The organism is Nocardiopsis sp. NPDC006139 (assembly GCF_040614155.1).
GTDB lineage: Bacteria > Actinomycetota > Actinomycetes > Streptosporangiales > Streptosporangiaceae > Nocardiopsis > Nocardiopsis changdeensis.
The window spans coordinates 202,348-225,294 of sequence record NZ_JBEXTT010000011.1; the positions used below are offsets into that span (position 1 = coordinate 202,348).

The window sequence follows — 22,947 nt, forward strand, 5'->3', positions numbered from 1 at the left end:
AAGGCTTCCGAGTGATAAGTACGGAACGCGGTATCAGGACAACGGACGGCAAAAAACGAAAGTTGCACGCATGGAGCCCTGGCAACGCCATTGCGCGCGCACGATGCTCGGCGACACCATCAGGAACCTGCACGGTGAGGCGTTCGAGGACTTCTTCCACCGCCTCATGCAGCTCGGCGACCCGGGCTTCTTCCCGGTCCGCACAGTCCGGGGTGATCTGGGGGCCGACGGTCTGACCATCAGCGATCGAAAGCTCTACGCCTGCTACGGACCGCAGACGGCGAACGAGGCCGAGGTCCGCCGCAAGTTCCGCGGTGACCTGGCCAAGGCCGTCGCCAACCGCGGGGGCGACTTCGACGTCTTCGTGTTCGTCCACAACAACCTGCGTGGAGTGGGCCCCGAGGTCACCAGGGAGATGTCGGCGGCCCAGAACGCCCACCCGGCACTGCGCTTCGAGCACTTCGGTCTCGACCGGATGTTCCGTGTCCTCCGCGGACTGGAGGACGAGGACATCGAGGACCTCATCGGCCCCTTCCCACTGAAGGCGATGGTCACCGGTGTCCAGATGGCAGAGCTGGCCCGGCTGTTGGAGCATCTGTCCACACGCCGCAAGCGCAGCCCCCTCCCCGGGAGCATCCCCGTCCCGCCGAGCCGCAAGCTGGAGTACAACCGCTTCAGCGACGAGATGCAGGACTTCCTCCTCCTGAGCCTGCGCCATGTGCCGCTGGTCCAGGACTACTACAACGGCCTGGCCGACCCCGTCGAACGCGACGAGGTGGCCGCGGCCTTCCGTCAGGAGTACCTGGAGCTCGCCGAGACGCACGACGACCCCGATGCCGTGGTGACGCGACTCCAGTGGTACATCCTTGGCAACGAGGCCAGGGATCTGAAGGATCAGGTCGAGGCCAACGTCGTGCTCATGTACTTCTTCGGTGAGTGCGAGATCTTCAGGATTCCGCCGAAGGACTGGCGGACCGCCGACGAGCTTCTGGAAGGAGGTGCCGCGTGATCGCACCGACCAAGGGCATCGCGCCGCAGCGGGCGCTGTTGACCGTGGGCGCCCAGATCCTCCTGTCCAGCAAGCGCCAGACGCTCACCGTCACCCAGGCCTGGCGCAGACTCCAGCAGTGGCGTGCCGACAACGACCACCACGCCCCCGTGCCGTTCTGGTGGTTCGTGCTCGCCCTCGACGTCCTCTACGCGCTGGGAACCGTGGAGCTGCGCGACGATCTGCTCGTCTTCCGGGAGGCTCCTGGTGCTGCGTGAGCTGAAGGCCGACGATTCCCGCTTTCGCGCGGTCATTTTCCGTCCCGGCCTCAACCTCCTGGTCGCCGACCGGACGGCCGCCTCCACCGACGACCAGAGCCGCAACGCCGTGGGCAAGACCAGCGCCGTGGAGTTGATCCACTTCCTGCTGGGCGCCGAGAAGACACCTCTGGTCACCCGCCGGGAGAACAAGGAGACGACGTTCGAGCTCGTCATGGACTGGCCCTCCGCTCCGGGAGGACGCCTCAGCGTGCACCGTTCCGGCAAGAACCACGCGAAGGTCCACGTCGATCCCGACATCCTCGGCCATGAACCGGACGCACTCATCCAGCGGGGCGGCACGATCACCGTCAAGGAATGGCGGAGCGCCCTCGAACGGGAGCTGTTCGGAATCCGGGAACCCGACAAAGCGCTCAGCGGGAGGCTCCTCCTCGGCTTCTACCTCCGCAGGACCGAGAAGAACGGCTTCGCCGAGGCGCTCAAGCCCAACACCCCGACCTCCCGGCACCTGGCCACCGCCAACCTCTGCCACCTGTTCGGGATGGACTGGTCGCTGGCCGCGCGGTACGGAGAGCTGGCCGACCGGGAGCAGATCCGCAAGAAGCTCGGCCAGGCCACCGACGATCCGGTCTGGAAGGACATCGTCGGCAAGTCCGGTGACCTGCGCGGGCAGCTCACCGTCGTCGATCGGCGCATCTCCGACCTGCGGGAGCAGATCGCCGACTTCCAGGTCGTCCCCGAGTACGAGGAGATCCGCCGCGAGGCGGAGCGGGTGAACTCCAGGATCCGCGAGCTGAGCGAGGCCGACGTCGTCGACCGGCGCAACCTCGCCGACATCGAGCGCTCGATCGGCGAGTCCGGTGAACCCGGCCACGACTACCTGGAACGGGCCTACGAGGAGTTGGGTGTACTGCTCGGCGACCAGGTCCGGGCCCGGTTCGACCAGGTGGAGGAGTTCCACCGCGCGGTCGTGCGGAACCGCAGACAGTACCTGGACGAGGAGGCGGCCGTCCTGCGGGAGAGGCTCGCGGCGAGCGAGCGCGAGCGCGGGGAGCTCGGCGAGCGGCAGGCAGCGCTGCTGCGGACCCTCAACGAGGGCGGGGCCCTGGACACGCTGACCGTCATGCAGGGGGCGCTCGCCAAGGAGGAGGCGCAGAGGGAGTACCTCCGGCGCAGGCTCGACGCCGCGCGAACCCTGGAGCAGAGCCGGAGGCAGATCGACCAGGAGAAGGCCGCCCTGGAGGAGGAGGTCCAGCGGGATATCGACGACCGGCGGGAACAGGAACAGCAGGCGAGCCTGCTGTTCAACCGGTTCGCCGAGTACCTGTACGGCGACGCCCGTGCCCCCTACCTGGCCTTCCAGGCGAAGCGGAGCCACTTGGACATCGAGCTCAAGCTCGAAGCCGACGACAGCACCGGTATCTCCAACATGAAGGTGTTCTGCTTCGACCTCACCTGGGCGGTGGTCGCCCACCGGGCCGGGCGCGGTCCCGACTTCCTGGTGCACGACAGCAAGCTCTACGACGGTGTGGACGAGCGGCAGGTGGCCCGGGCCCTGGAGCTGGCCGTACAGGTCACCCGGGAGGAGGGCATGCAGTACATCGTGACGATGAACTCCGACGACCTGGCCAAGGCGGAGCGGCTCGGATTCGACGCTGATCCGTATGTGGTCGAGCCCCGGTTGAACGACTCCGAGCACGGCGGGCTCTTCGGCTTCCGCTTCTGAGGGCGGGACCCGGCGTCACCGATTGAATCCTTGCATTCCTCAGGGGCTTGCGATGGCTTATCGGTTGACCTCTTGTCCTCTTTCGGTCACAAAGGAGTTCGTTATCTCCCTTTTGTTGTTATTTTCTGTCGGTGAATGCGAGCTTGAGGCCACCTGATTCACTTTAAAGTGGTACTCGGTTCAGAAAATCTCGACGTCCCCTTCGCCGCAAGGCTTTCGCCGTTAGAATCCACGTGAATCCAGGGCGGTAAGCCCCCGAGACCCCTTCCTGTCCCCTCCGGTCGGTCGCCGGGACTTCCGTCATGCCCTGGCCCGGCCGTTCACGGAAAGAGATGCGTAGACGCCGGTGAAGACCGAAATCGCATTCGGAGACGAATCCGCGCTGGTCGAGGAACTGCGCTCCCTCGCCGCAGAAGAAAGACTCTCCGGCCGGGCCGCCCACCTCTCGGCCCTGGCCGACGACCTGGACTCCCGGTCCAGGCTGGAGATCTGGTCCGAGGTCGACCTGGGCGCCTCCTTCCCCCCGGAGTCGATCGCCCCGGCCCCGGCCGAGGACACCACGCGCAAGGTCCTCGACGCACTCCCCAGCGGCCTGGTCTTCCTCCCGGTGCTCATCACCTGGGCGGGGCTCGCCGCGGCCGCCGGCGCCCACGGCCGGTCCCATGCGGACCCGGCCCTGGAAGGGCTGTCCTTCCTGGAGCGTTGGCAGAACGGTTTCAACGGGACGCTACCCGGCTGGCTCGCCTTCGACCAGGTCGCCTACTACACGCTGACCGGGATCGTGGTGCTCATCGCTGCCGTCCTGGCTCAGAACGTGCAGCGCCGCCGCACCGAGGCCAGGGACGAGCAGGAGCGGGCCGAACTCACCCGGCGTTTGACCTCCGCGCTGGCGGCGGCCCGGTTCGCCCTCGCCCCCGTCCGGATCGGCCATCCCGCACGGATCGCTGATGAACTCGGCGCGAGCGTCACGAAACTGCGCAAGGTCGGCCAGATCGCCGAGCGTGCCCAAGAGGACGTGCGTGCCGCTCTGGCCGAGACCCGCAAGAGCATGCGCGCTGCTCAGGAGACCGTCACGGAACTGCGCGAGGGCAGCAACGGCGTCGGTTCCGCCGTGCGGGAGGGGCTGGACGTGGTCCGTGACCTGTACGGCAGGCTCGGCGAGGTGGCCGAAGCGATCGACCGTGTCGCAGGAGCTTCCGAGGCCCTGGTGCGCACCGCGGAGGAGGAACGCACCCGAACCCGGGAGGAGCTGACCGGTCTGGTCGGAGAGCTGACCGGACAGGTCCATCGGGCGGTCGCCGACGGGCAGGAGCGCCTCACCGCCTCGGTCGTCGACTCCGCCGGGGTGATCGGCCGGGCACTGGCGGAGGGCGAGACCGACCTGCGCGCCTCCCTCGACGAATGGCGTGAGATCACCGCGGGTATCGCTCACCGTAACGAGACGGCCGGCGATCTCGCCGGCCAGGCCGTCGAGACCGTCGGCGAGTTGCCCGCGCAGGTCGAGCTGCTCAGGGAGAGCATCGACGCCCTGTGCGAGGTGCTGGAGAGCCGGGCCGAGGAACCGGGGGAACGAGACGGGGAGCCGGCGTACGACGGTGAGGAACCGGAGGATCGGGACGACCCCGAGGAGGAGGCCGACTCCCGTGAGCTGGTGACACGGTGAAGGACGGCCACCTCTCCACCCCGGCCGTCGCCATTGCCGGATGGCTCTTCGCCGACCTGCTCCTGGCCTTCCTCATCATCACACTGGGCATGGACTCCCGCCCTCCGGTCGAACCCGAGCCCGAACCCCTTGCGGAGGAGACGGCCGAACCCGTTCCCCACGGCCTGGACCTCGATCCCGTCGTGGTCGAACTCCACGGGGTCTCCCCGGCGGGTGCCGCGGCCGGGGACGAGGAGGTCGTGGAGGAACTACGCGAAGCGCTCGCCGAACACGACGTCGTCGACCGGGAAGCGGGCATGGTCCTCACCTTCGGCGCCAACGGCGGCGCCGCGGAGGGGGAGCGGTTCGCCTCCGACGTCAACGACCTTCTGCCACAGGTCCATCCAGGCGTCTTCGACGACGCCGTCACCCGCACCTTCCACAGTCTCGGGGGCAGCCCGGGCTGGCTGCGGATCGAGATCTACCTGTTCGCGGCCTCCGAGCCGACCGACTGACCGCACGCACGAACCGGACCCGAGGAGAACCCACCGTGAGCCAGCAGATCCTGCCCTTCTACCTGGTGTGCGACGAGTCGACGTCCATGGACGGCGAGCCGATCCAGGCCATCAACAGCGCCCTGCCCGACCTGCACGCCACGATCGGCGCCAACCCCGTGGTGTCGGACAAGGTCCACTTCGCGATCGTCGCCTTCAACCACGAGGCGCAGGTCTTGCTGCCGCTGTCCGACCTGAGCGACCTGGAGTCCGTGCCCCGACTGGAGGCGAACGGCGGCACCTCCTACGGCGAGGCGTTCGCGCTGCTGCGGGAGACCATCACCCAGGACGTGGATCGCCTCAAGGCCGAAGGGCACCGGGTGTACCGTCCGGCGGTCTTCTTCCTCTCCGACGGGTACCCGGGGGACGGTGACTGGGACATCGCCTACAAGAAGCTCACCGATCCGGGCTGGGGGCCGCGGCCCAACATCCTGGCGTTCGGTTTCGGGGCGGCGGACCACCGGGTGATCCAGCAGGTGGCCACGGTCAGGGCGTTCATGGCCGACGGTACCCTCGGCCCGTCGCAGGCCCTTCAGGAGTTCGCTCGGTCCCTGACCAACTCCATCGTCAACTCGGCCACTCGTTCCTCCGCGGCTCAGGACGGCGCGATGAGCCTGGACATCCCCGACGACGTTCCCGGCTACACCACCCTGCCGGCCGACCAGATCTGATTCCGATGCGTGGAGAGGAGTGGTTCATGGACGGCGTCGACAAGGCGGCGCGTGCGAAGAGCAGGATCCAGGAGTGGCTGGAACAGCGGGGTGCCCGGGGAGGGAGCAACGGAGAGGAGGAGCGCGGCCGGGCCGCTCGGGTCCCGGGGGCCGGGGAGCGATCGGTGATACCGGTGAACGGGTCGCTCCTGCCCTCCCGTCGCTCTGCGGAGCCCCTGGAGGAGTCGGCTGTGACGCAGGCCTCCTATGAGGCCTCGGCCGGGTCGGATGCGGAGACCACGGTGACGCTGAGCCGTGCGGAGCAGGAACTGATGATCGCTTCTTCCCGTGCCCCGGTGGACCGGGAGCAGGAGGACGGCGGGCCGCCCACGGAGTCGGCTTCGGCCGAGAAGGAGCCGATCGTCTCGACACCCACGCAGAAAGAGGTGTTCGCTGCCGCACTCTCCCCGGAAGCGGCAGTGGAGACACCGTCGGCGGAGACGGTCACCGCACCTGCCGCGCCCGCTCCGGAGCCGGTCCCGAAAGAACCCGTGCGGGAGCCGGTCGAGGACGTTCCGGTGGAGCCGGTGGAGAAAGCGGCCACTGTGCCCGGCCAGGAGCGGCAGGCCGATCCCCCTGAGCCGGAGGCGGCCGAGGCGACGGCTGTGCCCGGGGCGGCCCCCGAGTCCGCGCCGGAGGCGGTTCCCGGATCATCGGGTTTCGTGCCCCCGCCGGTGCTGACCAGGCCCGTCCACTCCTCCTACCATGCCCGGGAACTCCCGGGGCAGGAATGGGCGGCCCCGGACACCGTCATCGACGAGGCCGACTACGAGGGACTGCACCTGCGGGCCGCCTCCCTGCGCGGCGACAAGCACCGCTTCGAGGGCAAGACCCGCCAGGACGCCTTCGGGCTGTACGAGTTCGAGCACTCAGGGCACAGACTCGTCTTTGCCTGCGTGGCCGACGGGGTCGGCTCCCGGAGCCGGTCGCACCGGGGAGCCGCCTATGTCTGCCGTGTGCTTCCCGCCGCGGTGGCCCAGAACATCGATGAGGCCATCACAGGTGAGTGGGAGGACGTGCAGGCGTGGGGCAATCGCATGGCCGGCGTCGTCGCCCGGGGCATGATCGACTTGGCGGAGAAGGAGCACTTCTCCCCGGACGAGCTCTCCACCACTTTCACCGCCGTCCTGATCCGGCTTCCCGAGGAAGGGAGGAAGGCGCGGTACCTGACGATGTCGGTGGGGGACAGCCCCGTGTTCCGGCTGGAGGCCGGCGCATGGCGACCGCTCAACGTGGAACCGGATGACGGCGGGCTCATCCTCGACACCCGGACCGACGCGCTGCCCGACCGGGTCGGTGCGGTGGCCATGGACGAGGGCGCCCTGGAGCCCGGCGACGTGCTCCTGCTGTGCACCGACGGACTGTCCGGACCGATGAGCGCTCCCGCTGTCGCGGGCAGGCTCGCTGACTGGTGGGGGTCCGGCCGGATCCCGGGCCGGATGGAGTTCGGTTGGCAGTTGGACTTCCAGGCCAAGTCGTACAACGACGACCGCACCGCGGTCTGCGTCTGGAGGACGTGACCGTGTCGTTCATGACACTGCTGGACGGCAAGGACGTCGACAAGGCGGCCCTCGTCCTTGGGGACGAACTGGGCAAGGGCGGCCAGGGCAAGGTGAACCGGGTGGACGGCGGCCCGTACGCCGGGGCCGTGTACAAGGAGTACACACTCTCCGGTGCCGACCCCGTGGCTCTGGAACGCCTGGTCAGGCTGCCCTACCTGCTCACCGACACCGAGCGGGACCGACTGCACGCCATGACCGGCTGGCCGCTGGCCCGGGTGGTCTCCAGCGGGTACCTGACCGGTTTCCTCATGCAGGAGATCCCGCAACGGTTCTTCGGCCGGATCGCGAACGGCCGAGCGCAGCCGCGCGAGCTCCAGTACCTGATCTTCGAGCCCAAGCCGCTGTGGGGCGACATCCGGCCGCCCGGGATCGAGGGCCGATGGGAGTTGGCGCGCCGGTTCGTGTCCCTGTTCCAGTTGCTGCACTCGCGGCGGATCGTGGTCGGCGACGTGTCCATGAGCAACCTGTTGTGGGCCGCCGACGGCGGGACGGCCGAGGTGTTCATGATCGACTGCGACGGTGCGCGCAGCGCCGGGCACAGGCCCGTCCTGCCCCAGGCGGACACCCCGGACTGGAACGATCCCGAGCAGCCCGCGACCGGGGCCGACCTGGACACGGACCGCTACAAGCTGGCGCTCCTGGTGGGCCGCATCCTGAGCCGTCAGAGCAGGGTGCGCCCCGGGGAACCGCTGGAACCGCTGCCCGGCCTGCCGCCCAGCGTGGTCGACCAGGTCCTCCGCCGCTTCGCGGAGGCCGCGCGCGGGCGGGGGCTCCGGCCGGACGCCCACCAGTGGGGGGTGGCCCTGGGCGGCCGCGCGGAGATCCCGGTGGAGAAGCTCAAGCCCCGCTCCCCGGTCGACCTGCCGAAGGCGAAACTGCAACCCTCCGTGGGCGCCCGGCGCTGGGTCCCCCTCAGGAGGGACGGCGCGGGTCCGACGGCCTGAGGACGGGCGCGTCGGCTCCGCGGGATCCGCCCGTCCCGGGCTGGTCAGCCCGTGAGGTCCTCCTCGTCGGGCCGGGCCGAGTCCGGGCGCAGCGGGTCGTGCCCCACCGACATCAGGGACCGCCGCCAGGCGGGGTCCTCGCGGCGGGGCTCGGCCAGGAGCCGGCGCACGTGGTCCGTGACCCGCTCCATGAGGTCGATGTCCGCGCCGGTGAGGTCCGTGCGCCGCTTGCGGAGCACGGCCACCACCTCCTCGCCCCTCGGCGACACCCCCAGGTCGGGTTCGGCCCGCTCGAAGGCCTCCTCGCCCGAGGCGTCGGTGAGCAGCCACTCCCGCAGCTCCTCGCCGGTCATGTTCACCGCCGCGTGGAACGCGTCCCAGACGGCGTCGGCGCGTTCGTCGTGCTCGGCCATGTCCCCTCCTCGTGTTCGGCTCCTGTGGCCGTGCCGCCGGCCCCGGTCAGGACCTGGCGGCCCGGACGAGGCCGTAGACCCCCGCCCCCGCGGCGAAACCCGCCAGGCCCGCGACCGCCAGGGCGCCGCGGCGCTGGCTCGCCTCCTGGAGCAGGCTGACCTCGCGGGCCTCGTCGTCGAACTCCCCGTGGGCCCCGTGGTCGTGCTCGGTGTCCAGGGGGGCGAACAGGTTGTCCCGCTCCGGCGGGGCGGCGTCGCGCACCTGGCCCTCGTAGCCGGTGCGGGCCAGGTAGAGGTCCAGCAGCCGGGGCGCGAACCGCTGCCCCAGCACGGTGGCCACCGTCGAGGGCGCCACCAGGTACCGCCTCCTGCGGGGGTGCTCGGCCGCCCACACGATGGCCCGGGCCGCCACCTCCGGCTGGTAGACCGGGGGCACCGGGCGGGTCCGGGCGCCCATGCGGGAACGCACCCAGGAGAACTGGGGGGTGTTGACCGCGGGCAGGTGCACCTCGGTGAACCGCACCCGCGAACCGTCGCGGAGCAGTTCGGCGCGCACGGAGTCGGTGAACCCGCGCACCGCGTGCTTGGCGCCGCAGTAGGCCGCCTGGTAGGGGATGCCGCGGTAGGCCAGCGCCGACCCCACCTGCACGATCACCCCCCGGTCCCGGGGGAGCATCCGGGCCAGGGCGGCCCGGGTGCCGTTCACGTAGCCGTGGTAGCAGACGTCCGTGGCCCGCGCGTACTCCTCGGGCCCGGTCCGGGTGAACGGGGCGATGACCGAGGCGAACGCCGAGTTGACCCACACGTCGACCGGCCCCAGCTCCTCCTCGGCCCGAGCCGCCGCGCCGTCCACGGCGGCGGGGTCGCTCACGTCCACCTCCACGGCGAGGGCGGGCGCCCCCAGGGCCTCGGCCTCCCGCCGGGCGGCCTCCAGTCCGGCCCGTCCCCGCGCCAGCAGGGCCACGGAGTACCCCCGCAGGGCGAACTCCCGGGCGGTGGCCCGGCCCACGCCCGCGGAGGCCCCGCTGACCACCGCCACCCCTCGGTCCCCCGGTGTCCTGTCCACCCCGGTCCTCTTCTCCACCCCGGTCCCTCCTCCGAGTCACCCGGTCGTTCGCGCCGGTGGCCACTACCCGGCGCCGCGCGTTTCATGTCCCCGCCCGTCCGGCCCCACCTGCGGTTTCATTCCGGGCTTCCGGGGCAGTCGGATCGGAACGGCGCAATCGACCGTCGCGGAGACGCCCATGAACCGGATGACCACGGACATCGGTGACCACGCCTTCCTCTCCGACTGCCACACCGCGGCCCTCGTCGGAGCGGACGGGGCGGTGGTGTGGATGTGCGCTCCGGCCTTCGACGGGCCGGCGTTCCTGGCCGGCCTCCTCGACCCGGAGCGCGGCGGCCGCTGGACCATGGAGGTGGCGGACGCGCGCCCGGCGGAGCGCTCCTACCTGGACGACAGCCTCGTACTGGAGAGCGTCTGGCGGGGTGAGGACACGGAGGTGGCCGTCCTCGACCTGCTCGCCCTGCGGCGGAACGGGAAGGGGGCGGACCTGTTCCGGGAGGGGCTGCTGCTGCGCATGGTGGAGTGCCGCTCGGGCGCCGCCGCGGTGCGCTCGCGCCTGTCCGTCCGGCCGGACTTCGGCCGCGGGAGCCCGGCGTGGGAGCAGCGGGGGGAGCACCTGGCGGAGACGTCGTCGGGGCTGCTGCTCTCCGGCGGTCCCGCCCTGCGCGTGGGCGAGGACGGCGACGTCGAATGGCGTGCCGAGCTCTCCGCCGGGGAGCGCGCCCTGATGTGCCTGGACTACCTGCACGGGGAACGGGCGGTGGGCGAGGAGGAGGGTCGGGCCCTGCTGGAGGAGACCCTCGCCGCCTGGCGGGCGTGGGCGGGGCGCAGCGACTACCGGGGGGTCGGGGCCGAGCACGTCGACCGGAGCCTGCTCGTGCTGCGGGGGCTGCTCCACGAGGAGACGGGGGCGCTGATCTCGGCGCCCACCACCTCCCTGCCGGAGTGGCCGGGCGGGGAGCGCAACTGGGACTACCGCTACGTCTGGCACCGCGACGCCCCCCTGGTGGTCCTGACCTTCATGCGGCTGGGCCACATCGAGGAGGCGGAGCAGTACCTGCGCTTCCTGCTGAGCGCGTGCGGTGAGCCCCGGGGCTGGATCCAGCCCGTCCAGACCGTCCGGGGTACACCGCCGCCGAAGGAGGAGGAGCTCACCCACCTCTCCGGCCACCTGGGATCGCGCCCGGTGCGGGTGGGCAACGACGCCCACGGCCAGCACCAGCTCGACGTCTACGGCCACATCCTCGACGCCGCCCTGTACTACCACCAGGTCACCGGGCGCCTGAGCGAGGAGGACTTCGCCCGCCTGGTGTCCGTGGCGACCGTGGCGGCCGACGTGTGGCGGGAGCCGGACGAGGGGATCTGGGAGGTCCGCGGAGAGCGGCGGCACTGGACCAACTCCAAGGTCTACGCCTGGGTCTGCCTGGACCGCGCGATCAGGCTGGCCCGGCTCACCGGCCGTGAGGACGAGGTCCCCGAGGAGCGCTGGGCCGCCGAGCGCGACGCGATCCGGGCCGAGGTCCTCCGGCGCGGGTACGACCCGGAGACCGGATCGTTCATCCGCTACTACGGGTCCTCCCGTGTGGACGGCTCCCTGCTGCGGCTGCCGCTGCTGGGCTTCCTGGAGGGGGACGACCCCCGCGTTCTGGGCACGCTGGCGCGCGTCGACGAGGAGCTGGGGGAGGCGGGGTTCCTCGTCCACCGCTACGACCCGGCCGAGACCGACGACGGGCTGGAGTCCCCGGAGGGGGCCTTCCTCCTGTGCTCCTACGACATGGTGTCGGCCCTGGCGCTCGCCGGGCGGGAGGAGGAGGCGCGCCGGCGGTTCGAGGAGCTGTGCGGCCGGGCGGGCCCCCTCGGCCTCCAGGCCGAGGAGATGGCGTCCGACGGCTCCATGCTGGGCAACTTCCCCCAGAGCTTCACCCACCTCGCCCTGATCGAGGCCGCCATGAACCTGGAGTACGCGGACAACACGGACGCCCTGCACGCCTGGGCCGACCGCAGGGGGCCGGGCACGGGGGAGGGTGAAGGGGAGAGGAGTGCCGACCATGAACAGTGACGCCACCGACCCGGTGCAGGGGGCCAAGGAGGCGGTGCGCCGGGAGGCGGAGATCTACCGGGACGGCAGCGACCAGCCCCTGGGCGGCTACGCGGCGGCGATGGCGGTCTACGCGGCCTCCGTGGGCGCGGGCCTGGTGGCGGTGAAGCTGGCGGGGCGCCGGGGCGACGCCCGGGTGGGGCCGTGGGACCTCGCGCTCATGGGGCTGACCACCCACAAGGTCTCCCGGCTGCTGGCCAAGGACCCGGTCACCAGCCCGCTGCGGGCGTTCTTCACCCGCTTCCGCGGGGCCTCGGCGCCGGCGGAGCTCTCCGAGGAGGTGCGGGGAGAGGGCGGGCGCAAGGCCGCCGGCGAGCTGATCACCTGCCCGTTCTGCACCGCGCAGTGGATCGCCACGGGGTACGCCTTCGGGCTGGTCCTGGCGCCGGGGCTCACCCGGAGCGCGGGCGCGGTGTTCAGCGCCGTGGCGGTCTCCGACTGGCTCCAGCTGGCCTACGTCCGGCTGCAGAAGGCCCAGGCGGGGTAGCCCCGGCCTGCGGCCCCGGCCGGTGCCGATCCGGCGCCCGGGGCGGCCGACGCCTCAGGCGCGCCCGCCACCGTCCTCGGGGTCGTCCTCCTCCGGTTCCCGGCCGCCGGCCACGCTGGTCTCGGGGGGAGCCCCCACGACGAAGCCGAAGAACACGTGGTCGGCGAGCAGTGCCCACCGCTCCCCGGGGCGTTCCCTCCGCGCGTGCCCCAGGCCGAGCGCCGGGGCCAGGAGCACCTCGAAGAGCCCCCAGGCGAGGACGCCGTAGACGGGGCCGGTGAGGCGCGATGCGCGCAGCCCCCTCGGGAGGAGCGCGAACACGGTGCCCGCGGTCGCCCCGTACGTCCAGTGGGCCAGCTCGATGACCGCGGTCCTCCTGTTCTCGGGGAAGGCCTCCAGCAGCGGCGGAACGCCCTGCCGCAGGATCTCGTCGGGCGGTGTGCGCTCGACGAACCCCAGCCCCACGGTCGCCTGCCGCATCCCGGTCATGGCCATGGATCCCACCGCTCCGCGCACCGCGCCCCTGAGCCACGGGTGTCGCGGAGGGGAGCCCTCTCTCCTGCCCATCGTGCCCCTCCCTCGGGTCGTGTGCATTCCCCTGACCCGAATCCCCGGGTTCACACATGGGCCCGGGCGGGTCGGGGGCGCGTCGGCGGGTAAGGGGCGGGCATGAGATCCACAGTGCGCACAGGAGCGGCGGGGCGGGCCGCGGCCGCCGCCGCGGCGGCGGCCCTGACGGCCGCCTGCGGGGCCGGCGGCACGTCCGGTGACACGGCGGGCGGCGCGGACCCGGGGACCGGGGGCGCCCCGGGCACGGCCGGGGCGGCCGTGGGGGAGCCCCGGGTCCACGCCACCGGTCTGGAGGTCCCCTGGGGGGCGGCCGTGCTGCCGGACGGCTCGGTCCTGGTCGCCGAGCGGGACTCCGGCGAGGTGGTCCGGGTGGCCGAGGACGGCACCGCCGCGACGGTGGGCTCGGTGGAGGGCGTGTCCCCCGGCGGCGAGGGCGGGCTGCTGGGGCTGGCCGTCGACCCCGCCTTCCCCAACGAGCCCTACGTGTACGTCTACTTCACCTCCTCCTCCGACAACCGGATCGCACGCCTGGAGTACGACCCGCAGGAGGGCCTGACCGGTCAGGAGACCCTGCTCGACGGCATCCCCGCGGCGGGCAACCACAACGGCGGCCGGATCGCGTTCGGCCCCGACGGCTTCCTGTACGCCGGCACCGGCGACGCCGGGGACCCGTCGCTGTCCCAGGACAGGGACTCCCTGGGCGGCAAGATCCTGCGGATCACCACCGAGGGCGAGCCCGCCGGGGACAACCCCTTCGGCAACGCGGCCTACAGCTACGGCCACCGCAACGTGCAGGGCCTGGCCTGGGACGAGGAGGGGCGGCTGTACGCCACGGAGTTCGGACAGAACGAGTGGGACGAGGTCAACCTCATCGAGCCGGGCGGCAACTACGGCTGGCCCGAGGTGGAGGGCGAGGGCGGCGGCGACGGGTTCGTCGACCCGTTGGTCACCTGGACCACCGACGAGGCCTCGCCGAGCGGGGCCGCGGTAGCGGGCGGCTCCCTGTGGGTGGCCTCGCTGCGCGGCGCCCGGCTGTGGGAGGTCCCGCTCACCGGGGACGGCGGTGTCGGGGAGCCGACGGCGCACTTCACCGGGGAGTACGGGCGGCTGCGCACGGTCGTGGTCACCTCCGAGGGCGACGCCCTGTGGCTGTCCACCAGCAACCGGGACGGCCGGGGCGACCCGGCCGAAGAGGACGATCGGCTGTTCCTGGTGCCTTTGGGGTGAGACCCCGGTATCCGGGACACGGGTGACACGCGAGGAGGATCATCCCGTCGTCCATCCCCTGCTTGATTACTCTAAGTAGTAATTAACTGCGGAGGGTGAGCTATGTCCGTGTTCCCCAGGGGTGCGCGACGGTCCGGACCGGGACGCGGGCCGCTGTCCGCGGCCATCGCGCTGATCGGCGCCTTCTCGATGGTCGCGGTCACGTCCGGAGGCGCCTCGGCCCAGCCCGGCCCGACCGGCTCCGAGGTCGTGGTGAAGGTCGGCGGGGTCCGCGCCGGGGACACGCCCGGCGCGCTGGACGGCGTGGTCCTCGGGCTGTTCGAGAACGCCGACGACGCGGCGCCGGTGGCCGAGTGCACCTCCACCGGCGGCGCCTGCACCTTCACCGTCCCCGGCACCGACGGCACCACCCGGTTCTGGATCAAGGAGGTCCGGGTTCCCGACGGGTGGTTCTCCAACCCCGCGCTGCACACCGGGGAGGGCACCGGCGAAGCCTCGCAGGCGGACCCCTACGTGTTCAGGACACCGCCCCTCGAACCCGGCGGGACCTACACCTCCGGCGCGGAGTTCATGGCCCAGGGCGGCCGCGCGGACCGGGCCGCCTCCGGCGGGTACTGGCAGGTCTCGCGCGACAACGTCCCCCTCCCGCAGCGGTGCGGGCTGGACGTCGCGCTGCTGCTGGACACGTCCGGCTCGGTGGAGGACGAGCTCCCCGAGCTGAAACAGGCCGCCGACACCATCACGGACTCCCTCGTGGGGACCCCGTCCCAGATGGCCCTCTTCTCCTTCTCCAGCTCCTCCCCGGCGGAGCGGGGGGAGAACCACCCCGGCCCGGTGCCCGTCACCACCCCCGAGCAGGCCGACGCCTTCAAGGCCCTGTACCGGGACTGGGCGGCCGAGGGCGGGACGAACTGGGACGTCGCCCTCGACACGGTGGCGGGCGCCGGGGCGCACTACGACCTCGTGCTGATGATCACCGACGGCGCCCCCACCTTCTACCGGAACGAGCAGGGGCCGGGGGACTTCACCCGCTTCCGGGAGACGGAGGAGGCGGTCTTCTCCGCGAACCTGCTCAAGGAGAAGGGCTCCAGGCTGGTCGTCGCCGGGGTCGGCGACGGTATCGACACGGAGACCGAACTGAACCTGAGGGCGGTCACCGGGCCCGTGGAGTTCGACGGGTCGAACATGCTGGAGGCCGACTACCTGCACACCGGCGACTTCGGGGCCGTCGGCGAGGCCATCCGCGAGATGGTCGGGCAGATGTGCTCCGGCAGCCTGTCGGTGACCAAGATGATCGTCCCCGAGGGGAACGGGGAGGGCGATCTCAGCGGCGCGGTGCCGGCCGGCCCGGGCTGGACCTTCGACGCCGGGACCGGGACGGAGGGGGCCGCCGTCGACCCGGCCTCGGCGACCACCGGGGACGACGGGACCGGGACGGTCAACTTCGCCCTGGCCTACCCGCACGGCGCGGAGTCGGCGGTCGTCGAGATCACCGAGCGGCAGCGGGACGGGTACCGGCTGGTGCCCCAGGACGGCGAGACCGCGCGCTGCGTGGAGCTGACCGGGGAGGGCGGGGGCGAGCCCCTCGACGTCGAGTCCCGGCCGGGCGACGACCCCGCCTTCGCGGTGTCCGTGCCCGCCGCGGCCCCGGTGAACTGCACCGTCTACAACCAGAAGGCGCCGGACCCGCCGGCCGACCTCACCGTTGACAAGTCCTGGTGGATCGACGGGCTCGTCTACCCGGAGGGGGAGCAGCCCGACGGGTTCGGGTCCGCCCTGAGCCTGGCCGACGGCGAGGCCCTCACCCCGCAGCCCTGGGGCGAGGCCCGGGGCGGGTACCCGGCCGGCGGAACGGTGGCGGGACAGGAGGTCATGACGGCGCCGGAGCAGTGCTCCCTGGTGCTGGCCGAGGCCCGGCCCGCGGGGGAGGAGAGCCCCTTCGACGGCCTCGGACCCGGGGCGGAGGGCACCCGTGAGGACGGGTACCGGGAGGACTTCGGGTTCGCCCTGTCCGCGGAGCACAACCGCTACACCGTGTACAACGCGTTCACCTGCGACACCCGGCTGACTCTGGTCAAGGAGGTGGACAACACCGGCGGCGGCACGGCCGGGCCCGGCGACTGGACGCTGACGGCGGCCGGGGACGGCGGGACGGTCAGCGGTCCCGGGGGAGGCCCCGCGGTGACCGGGGCGGCGGTCGTCCCCGGCGACTACGAGCTGGGCGAGGCGGGCCCCGAGGGGTACACCGCGGGCCCGTGGAGCTGCCGGGCGGAGGGCTCGGACGAGGAGCTCGCCACGGGTGGCACGGTGGAGGTCGGCCCGGGGGAGCACGTCACGTGCCGGGTGCTCAACACCTTCGTGCCCGGACCGGGCCCGGGCCCGAGTCCTTCACCGAGTCCGTCGCCGAGCCCGACACCGAGTCCGAGCCCGTCGCCCGGTGAGGAGCCGAGCCCGTCGCCCGAGCCGGGCGGACCCGGTCCGCGGCCCCAGGCCCCGGACGGGCCCCCGGACAGGGGCGGGCTGCCGGTCACCGGAACGCCCGTGCTCGGCGCCGTCGCCGCAGCCGCACTGCTCATCGCGGCCGGGGTGATCTCCCTGTTCCTGGTGCGCAGGCGGCCGCGGACCGAAGGGTAGCCCGGGATCGGGGCGGGGCCCGCGCTCTCCTGCGGGTCCCCGCCCCTTCCCGGCCGGCGGTGCGCTCGGGAGTGCGCACCGCCGGGGAGGATCAGCGGCAGACGCTCCCGTTGAGCGTGAAACGCTCGGGTGAGGCGTTCGGTCCGGGTCCGCGCGACCCGGTGAAACCGAAGGTCACCTCGTCGCCCGCGCCGATCTCGGCGTTCCAGTCCAGGGCGTGCGCGGTCACCGCGCGCCCGGACTGCGTCAGGTCGGTGCTCCAGTGCTCGCGCACCGTCTGGGAACCGGGGAAGGACCAGGCCAGGGTCCAGTCGGCCAGCGCCTCACCGCCGGTGTTGCGCACGACCACCTGGGTGGTGGCCCCGCCCTCCCAGGTGCCGTGCACCCGGTAGTCCACCTCGCAGGTGGACTCCGCGGGCGGCGCGGCGTCGCCCTGGTCGGCCGCGAACGCCGACACCCAGGCCAGGGTCGAGTTCCAGTTGATCGTCAGCTCGTTGGTCGCCCACGAGTCGATGTCGTCGATGTGGCAGAACTGCGGCGCGCACCCGTCCAGGTTCGCCTGCGCGATCGGGTCCCAGGTCGCGGTGTCGGAGTTGGGTCCGCCGGAGAGGGTGCCCGGCGGCGGGTTGGGCAGGGACGGGTTCAGCTGGTGCGCGTACCAGCGGCTGTGCTGGTTCTCCGTGTACGCCGTTCCGTACCCGGTCACGTAGGAGCTGTTGAGGGCGTTGCGGCCCAGGATGTAGTCCACGCCCTCCAGGACGGCGTCCCGGAACCGGGTGTCGCCGTCGATGTCGTACGCGGTGGCGACCACCACCAGGTTGTTGAGGACCAGGCCGTTGGAGCCCCAGGCGAACACCCCGCTCGCCGGGGCGTACGCCAGGCCGTAGGGGTGGCCGGCCGCGGCGTCCGCGTACTGTTCGGCCCCCTCGACCACGGAGGCGCGCACCGCCTCCCGGTCGGGCAGGCCGTTGGGCACGGTGGCCAGCTGGAGGCGGCCCAGGGGGGCGGTCCACCTCCAGTCGAAGCCGTCGGCCGTGAACACGTCGGCGGTGTGCAGCTCCGACGACGTCACCGCCTCCTCGTACTCCGCGGCGCCGGTGGCCAGGTACAGCTCGGCGGCGGCCCAGTAGAACTCGTCGGCGACCTCGTCGTCGTTGTAGGGCCCGCCGCCCTCGCCGCCCACCTCGGCGTAGCGGTCGGGGTGGGCCCGGGCGGCGTCCCAGGCGGCCTCGGCCGCCGTCAGGCAGGTGGCGGCGAACTCGGCGTCGTAGGGGGCGAACACCCGCGAGCACTGGGCGGCGGTCGCGGCCAGGTTGAGGGTGGCCGCGGTCGAGGGCGCGTGCAGGTAGCGGGGCTGGGGATCGGCGGCGGGCATCAGGGGCAGCCCGGTCCAGCGCTCGTCGTGGACCTTGTGGTGCGCCATCCCGGCGAGCTCCTCGCCCGCGGGCACCTGCATGGACAGCAGGAACTCCATCTCCCAGCGCGCCTCGTCGAGGACGTCGGGGACCCCGTTGTCGCGTTCGGGCACGGCCAGGGTGGAGTCGCCGACCCGTTCGGGGTCCCCGGTGGGCGCCGTGTGCGCGCGTTCGTAGACGCTCATCAGCTGGTGCACGGAGATGCCGCCGTTGACCACGTACTTGCCGTGGTCCCCGGCGTCGTACCAGCCGCCGGAGACGTCGAGCGAATAGTCGCAGGGGGTGCTCGGGTGGCAGGTGACCTCGGTGTCGCCGCGGTTGGGCGCGACACCGGCGTGCCCGGCCTCCCGCGCGTAGCCGGGGGCGATCTCGTCGAGGATCTCGATCCCGCTGCGCTGGGTGTAGTAGAACTCCAGCGCGTCCGTCGCCAGGGACCGGTAGGGGTCGGCGCCGATCCCGAAGGGGTGGCTCGTCTCCCCGTCGGCGGTCAGGGTGTAGCCCTCGCCGGGGGTGGTGACGTGCCCGAAGCCGATGGTGTGCACGTTCTGCCCGGAGGTGTCGTCCAGGCCGCGGGGGACGGTGTCGCCCGTGGCGACGACGGTGCCGTCGGCGTCGGCCAGGCTCCAGGGCAGCGGGTCGGCGGCGTCGGTGACCACGGTGGCGTTCTTGGGCCCCTGCGGCAGGTAGCCGACCTGGTTGACGCGCACGCGGGGGCCGGTGTCGGGCACGTACACGGGGGGCTCGGCCCCGCCGAGCAGGGAGACGTCGTCCAGGCACAGGGTCCAGGGGTCGGCGGCTCCGCCGACCTGGAAGGCGACCTGGGCGGCGTCGTGGTCGGCCCCCGCCGTGAACACGTACTCGTACCCGCCCATCTCCGGCGTGAGGACGGGGCGCTCGTCGAGTTCGGTGCGCCAGGGGTCGACCGCCTCCTGGACCAGGGCCCGGACGGGGCGTTCGGCGGTGCCGGAGGCGGTGAAGGAGAAGGTGTAGGACTCGCCCGCGACGAGCGGTACGTCGTTCTGGCCGACGATGACCTCCCACGGGTCGGAGGTCCCGCCGGGCACCTCGACGCACAGGACCTCGTCCTCGGTGACGGTCAGTTCGATCTGGGGCGTGCCCCACCAGCCGGAGGTCCCGTCGGAGAAGTCGCCGTTGACGATCTGTTCCACGGGTTCGTCGTCGGCCAGGGCCGGGGCGGAGGTCAGGGGGAGGGTCAGGAGGGCGGCGGTGCCCAGGACCGCGGGGGTTCTTCGTGGACTCAAGGGGGTCGTCCTTCCGGGCGGGCCGAGCAGCCGGCCGCGAACGGTCTGGGAGCGCTCCCAGACAAAAGGTACGACCATTGTTGTGTTGCCCGTCACACGTGTCAATGGGGGTTGTCGGAGGGATCTCCGTCCGGGCCGGGAACCGCGCGGTGCCCGGCCCGGGAGGCGGGGGCGCCCCGCCGGACCGCCGCGCCCGGGGTGCCAGGGGCGGCGCTCTCCGGCCCGGCGAGGGCGTGCGGGTGCCCGCGGAGCCGGGCCGACCGGCTCCGCGGGCACCCGGCCGGCCGGCGGCTCAGACGTTCTCCTCCAGGTGGTCCATCACGATCCCCAGCATCTCCTCGAACGCCTCGTCCTGCTCCCGGGCCAGGGCGCGGGCCTCCTCCCGCATCCTCCTCTCGGCGCACGCCATGGACTCGGCGTCGTCGTAGCTCGCCTCCAGCCTGCAGTCGCGCACCGAGGGGGAGTACAGGTCGACCGGGCCCTGGTCGGGCGGGACCCGCCAGTCCACCCGCCCCAGCATGAAGAAGACGTCGCCGACCTGCCCCCACGCCATGTGCGAGGTCCGGTGGGTGGCCCAGCCGTCGCCGATCCGCAGGACCAGTCCGCCTCCGTTCTCGGGCAGCGAGGCCGAGCGGAAGCGCTCGGCGTCGCCGTTCAGGCCGGAGACGTCGTCGAACGTCAGGGAGAACCCGTCCCCGCACTCCCGGAGGACCCGCTCCAGGCGTCCGTCCCGATCGACCGGCGGGAAGTCGCCGGAGGCCACCACGTAGCTGAAGGCCCCGGTGACGGCCGGCTCCCGCGGCTCCGACCCGGGGGTGTCCTCCCCGGGGGAGGCGGAGGGCTCCTCCGGCAGCGGGGAGGCGTCGGACGGCGGCCGCAGGCTCAGCGCGGCGCCCTCGCCGGTCCCCTCGGGGAAGACGTCCGGCGGTTCGGCCAGCGCGTCCCCGCAGGACGAGGGGGTCACCGAGGAGATGTGCTCGGCGCTGGACAGCCTTCCGTCGAAACCGTCCATGTCGATCCACTCGCGGACGTAGCCGTCGGGCAGTTCCTCCTGGAACGGGAGCAGGTCGTTCATGCGCTGCGTCGCCGTCAGTTCGACGTTCGAGCAGCCGGTGAGGGCGGCGGCCAGGACCGCGGGGACGACGAGGATTCGGAACCGCATGCGAAGGAGCACCTCTGGGGGTCGGGGCGTGTACCGGCCCCTACGACGCCCTTCGTGCGCACGCGGTTCCGACGGGTGACCGTCCGGATCCGGACGCCGCGGTCACTCCTCTTCCCCGGCCTCCCCGGCCGCCCCATCGGCCTCGGGCGCCCCATCGGTCTCGGCGGGGGCCAGGCCGCGCGCCACCACCTGCTCGGTGAGGATGCGGCGCACCTCCTCGGCGTCCCCGGCGTGCCCGGGGTGACCGGTGCGCTCGCTCAGCTCCCGCAGCACCGCCGCGACCACGGAGTCCTCGGTCACCAGACCGGAGAGCGGCGCGGCCTCCACCGCCTCACGCCAACGGCGCAGGGCGTCCAGCCGCCCGTGGACGACCGCCTCGCGGGTGATGTGGAAGAGCTGGTCCAGGTTGCGGTGGTAGGAGGCCGGGTCGGCCAGGTCCGCGTCGACCACCACGACCGGGCGGACCCCCGAGCCCTCCGGCCGCAGGTGGTAGACCCGCCAGGCCCGGCCGTTGGTCAGGAAGACCCACTCCGCGCCCTCCTGGGAGGCCAGGCGGCGGGCCATCTGGATATTGCGCAGGTCCAGGTCCTGGCCGATCCCCCGCACCTCCACGGGAGCGAACAGCTTCCCGTCCAGCACGATGGCGTAGTCGTTGGACTCCCCGCCCGTCCGGTAGTCGGTGGTGAGGTCGTGGTACTTGCTGAAATTGAGGCCGACGCTGAAGAAGTCGGCGACCAGGAGCCGCGTGTCCCCCTCGTTGGCGTCGCGGTCCGCCAGGTCGGCGATCGGCCCGGCGAAGCGGTCCATGGCCGCGGCGACCCGGCTGCGCACGGACTCCTGCCAGCTCAGGGTGGTGGTGAACTCACCGGTCCGGCTCATGACCTGGGTTTCTTCAACATCCATGAACATCCGCTCCCGTTCGTGCCGAAAAGCCCCGTCCCACGGCCTTCTCCGGCACGGCGGGGGCGCGGACAGGGGAAGATCCGGCCACGATGCTACAGCCCGCCCACGGCGCGTACCGCCCCGGGAGCGAAGGTCCCGGGGCGGTACGGACGGTTCCGGAGGCCGTCAGCGGGGGCGGCCGTCGAGGATCTCCTCCACGAACGCCCGGTAGCCGCGCAGCGCCACACGGAGGTTCTCGGTGTCGGCACCGTCCTCCCAGGCGGACCGCAGCTCCGACCGGCGGGCCTCGACGCCCTCGATGAGCGTCCGGACCACCTCCTCGGCCACCAGGTCGGCCTCGCCCACGGCCTTGCCGGGGTCGTCCACGAAGCCGTTGACCGCAGCGGCCATGCGCTCGCGGATCTCGTCGCCCCTGGACGGGCCGGACGGCCCCCCGCCCCCGTGCCCCCGGTGTCCGGGGTCGGGAGGGGCCGTCCGAGACCTGGCCGCCGGTACGGCGACGGCCTCCACCCCGGTCCCCTCGGGGCGGTCGTGGACCTCCGCCCTGGCCCCCGCGGGCCCGGCCGCCCCCGCGGCGCGGGCGCGCCGGCCCGGTGTGTTCTCCTCGGTCCGCTTCATCGCGCCACCTCCGGGGTCACAGCGTGCGCGGCCGGCCGGACGGCCGCCCCGCCCAGCAGGGACTCCAGGAGGCCGCGGTGGGCCACCAGGACCTCGCGCAGGTGCTCGGTGTCGGTCGTGTCCGTGTCGGTGCGAACGGTCCGGTGCACGGCGGCGACCTCGTCTCCGTGGTCGGCCGACAGGTCGGCGAGGCGGTACTCGAAGGAGTCGTCGTCGATCCCGGAGGGCTCCTCCGGGTAGCCGAGCGCGACGGAGACCTCCGTCAGGAGCCGCCGGGAGCCCCGCAGGGCGCCGGCCGGGTCGTCCACGAACCGCTGCTGGACCGCGAGCCACGCCTCCCGGTACCGGTCCTTCTCCGCGTCCGTGGGACGCCGGACCCGGACCTCCCTGCGCCGGTCCAGCCGCCGGGACAGCTCGCGCTCCGCGGACCTCGTGTCGCCGCTGGTCATGAGCACGTGGTCGTACTCGCCGCCGAACCGCTTGCGCAGCCGCGTGCGGTGGCCCATCGGAACCCTGCCACTCCCGAGGGAGAGGACCAGGGCGACGGCGAGGACGAGCAGGACCGCCGCGCCGATGATGATGTACGTCGTCGTGTCCACGAGGGTTCACCTCCTATGCCTCATCCCCTGCCCGTGTCCTTTTCGGGGAAACGGCGGGAAGGCGTTTCCGGGGCGGACGGAGATGCGTT

20 protein-coding genes are annotated in these 22,947 nt (G+C 72.5%); 12 read left to right on the plus strand and 8 right to left on the minus strand.

Translation table 11 applies throughout. The annotated features are described in order from the left end of the window. The first annotated feature begins 70 nt into the window (after positions 1-70). The 8 genes from ABZ249_RS17085 (at position 71) to ABZ249_RS17120 (ending at position 8,404) form a co-directional block, all read left to right on the plus strand. Positions 71-1,009: an ABC-three component system protein gene (locus ABZ249_RS17085; protein ID WP_355263404.1), complete on the plus strand. Its 939-nt coding sequence runs from the start codon at positions 71-73 to the stop codon at positions 1,007-1,009. Then, positions 1,006-1,266: an ABC-three component system middle component 6 gene (locus ABZ249_RS17090; protein WP_355263407.1), complete on the plus strand. Its 261-nt coding sequence runs from the start codon at positions 1,006-1,008 to the stop codon at positions 1,264-1,266. The genes ABZ249_RS17085 and ABZ249_RS17090 overlap by 4 nt, the downstream gene beginning before the upstream one ends. After that, positions 1,256-2,992, plus strand: coding sequence for an ABC-three component system protein (locus tag ABZ249_RS17095; RefSeq protein WP_355263410.1), 1,737 nt, complete (start codon positions 1,256-1,258; stop codon positions 2,990-2,992). Before ABZ249_RS17090 ends, ABZ249_RS17095 begins: the two co-directional genes overlap by 11 nt. Positions 2,993-3,338: 346 nt before the next feature. Then, entirely contained in the window at positions 3,339-4,655 is a 1,317-nt protein-coding gene (locus tag ABZ249_RS17100; protein WP_355263413.1) for a hypothetical protein, read from the plus strand. Then, the gene (locus tag ABZ249_RS17105; protein ID WP_355263416.1) at positions 4,652-5,149 is read left to right on the plus strand and encodes a hypothetical protein; all 498 of its coding nucleotides are present in this window, start codon (positions 4,652-4,654) and stop codon (positions 5,147-5,149) included. Before ABZ249_RS17100 ends, ABZ249_RS17105 begins: the two co-directional genes overlap by 4 nt. Before the next feature lie 35 nt (positions 5,150-5,184). Continuing rightward, positions 5,185-5,859: a VWA domain-containing protein gene (locus ABZ249_RS17110; RefSeq protein ID WP_355263419.1), complete on the plus strand. Its 675-nt coding sequence runs from the start codon at positions 5,185-5,187 to the stop codon at positions 5,857-5,859. 26 nt (positions 5,860-5,885) lie between these two features. After that, positions 5,886-7,418, plus strand: a complete 1,533-nt coding sequence (locus tag ABZ249_RS17115) for a protein phosphatase 2C domain-containing protein (protein ID WP_355263422.1) — start codon at positions 5,886-5,888, stop codon at positions 7,416-7,418. 2 nt (positions 7,419-7,420) lie between these two features. Then, positions 7,421-8,404, plus strand: coding sequence for a hypothetical protein (locus ABZ249_RS17120; protein WP_355263425.1), 984 nt, complete (start codon positions 7,421-7,423; stop codon positions 8,402-8,404). Between the two features lie 44 nt (positions 8,405-8,448). On the opposite strand, the gene ABZ249_RS17125 is transcribed toward ABZ249_RS17120, so the two are convergent. Both ABZ249_RS17125 and ABZ249_RS17130 read right to left on the minus strand, forming a co-directional pair. Beyond that, on the minus strand, positions 8,449-8,817 hold the full coding sequence (locus ABZ249_RS17125) for a DUF3140 domain-containing protein (protein ID WP_355263428.1): 369 nt from the start codon (positions 8,815-8,817) through the stop codon (positions 8,449-8,451). 46 nt (positions 8,818-8,863) lie between these two features. Next, positions 8,864-9,901 (minus strand): SDR family oxidoreductase, encoded by a 1,038-nt coding sequence (locus ABZ249_RS17130; protein ID WP_355263431.1) that lies wholly within the window; start codon positions 9,899-9,901, stop codon positions 8,864-8,866. Positions 9,902-10,061: 160 nt separating this feature from the next. On the opposite strand from ABZ249_RS17130, the gene ABZ249_RS17135 reads away from it, so the two are divergent. Together ABZ249_RS17135 and ABZ249_RS17140 are read left to right on the plus strand one after the other, a co-directional pair. Next, positions 10,062-11,942 (plus strand): glycoside hydrolase family 15 protein, encoded by a 1,881-nt coding sequence (locus tag ABZ249_RS17135; RefSeq protein WP_355263434.1) that lies wholly within the window; start codon positions 10,062-10,064, stop codon positions 11,940-11,942. Then, positions 11,932-12,468: a DUF1360 domain-containing protein gene (locus ABZ249_RS17140; RefSeq protein ID WP_355263437.1), complete on the plus strand. Its 537-nt coding sequence runs from the start codon at positions 11,932-11,934 to the stop codon at positions 12,466-12,468. Before ABZ249_RS17135 ends, ABZ249_RS17140 begins: the two co-directional genes overlap by 11 nt. A gap of 54 nt (positions 12,469-12,522) precedes the next feature. On the opposite strand, the gene ABZ249_RS17145 is transcribed toward ABZ249_RS17140, so the two are convergent. Continuing rightward, positions 12,523-12,963 carry a hypothetical protein gene (locus tag ABZ249_RS17145; RefSeq protein ID WP_355263440.1) on the minus strand — a complete coding sequence of 147 codons (441 nt, stop codon included), beginning with the start codon at positions 12,961-12,963 and terminating at the stop codon, positions 12,523-12,525. 174 nt (positions 12,964-13,137) lie between these two features. Between ABZ249_RS17145 and ABZ249_RS17150 the strand changes: the two genes are divergently transcribed. Both ABZ249_RS17150 and ABZ249_RS17155 read left to right on the plus strand, forming a co-directional pair. Further along, on the plus strand, positions 13,138-14,265 hold the full coding sequence (locus ABZ249_RS17150) for a PQQ-dependent sugar dehydrogenase (protein WP_355263443.1): 1,128 nt from the start codon (positions 13,138-13,140) through the stop codon (positions 14,263-14,265). Positions 14,266-14,367: 102 nt separating this feature from the next. Next, positions 14,368-16,899 (plus strand): hypothetical protein, encoded by a 2,532-nt coding sequence (locus tag ABZ249_RS17155; protein WP_355263446.1) that lies wholly within the window; start codon positions 14,368-14,370, stop codon positions 16,897-16,899. Between the two features lie 91 nt (positions 16,900-16,990). On the opposite strand, the gene ABZ249_RS17160 is transcribed toward ABZ249_RS17155, so the two are convergent. The 5 genes from ABZ249_RS17160 to ABZ249_RS17180 form a co-directional block, all read right to left on the minus strand. Beyond that, positions 16,991-19,576: a glycoside hydrolase family 9 protein gene (locus ABZ249_RS17160; protein WP_355263449.1), complete on the minus strand. Its 2,586-nt coding sequence runs from the start codon at positions 19,574-19,576 to the stop codon at positions 16,991-16,993. A gap of 292 nt (positions 19,577-19,868) precedes the next feature. Next, positions 19,869-20,738 (minus strand): hypothetical protein, encoded by an 870-nt coding sequence (locus ABZ249_RS17165; RefSeq protein ID WP_355263452.1) that lies wholly within the window; start codon positions 20,736-20,738, stop codon positions 19,869-19,871. A 102-nt stretch (positions 20,739-20,840) separates the two neighbouring features. Then, the gene (locus tag ABZ249_RS17170) at positions 20,841-21,641 is read right to left on the minus strand and encodes a hypothetical protein (protein WP_355263455.1); all 801 of its coding nucleotides are present in this window, start codon (positions 21,639-21,641) and stop codon (positions 20,841-20,843) included. A 165-nt stretch (positions 21,642-21,806) separates the two neighbouring features. Then, positions 21,807-22,259: a hypothetical protein gene (locus tag ABZ249_RS17175; RefSeq protein WP_355263458.1), complete on the minus strand. Its 453-nt coding sequence runs from the start codon at positions 22,257-22,259 to the stop codon at positions 21,807-21,809. Beyond that, a complete protein-coding gene (locus ABZ249_RS17180; protein WP_355263461.1) occupies positions 22,256-22,858 on the minus strand; it encodes a hypothetical protein in 603 nt (200 codons plus the stop codon). Before ABZ249_RS17180 ends, ABZ249_RS17175 begins: the two co-directional genes overlap by 4 nt. Positions 22,859-22,947: the final 89 nt, after the last annotated feature.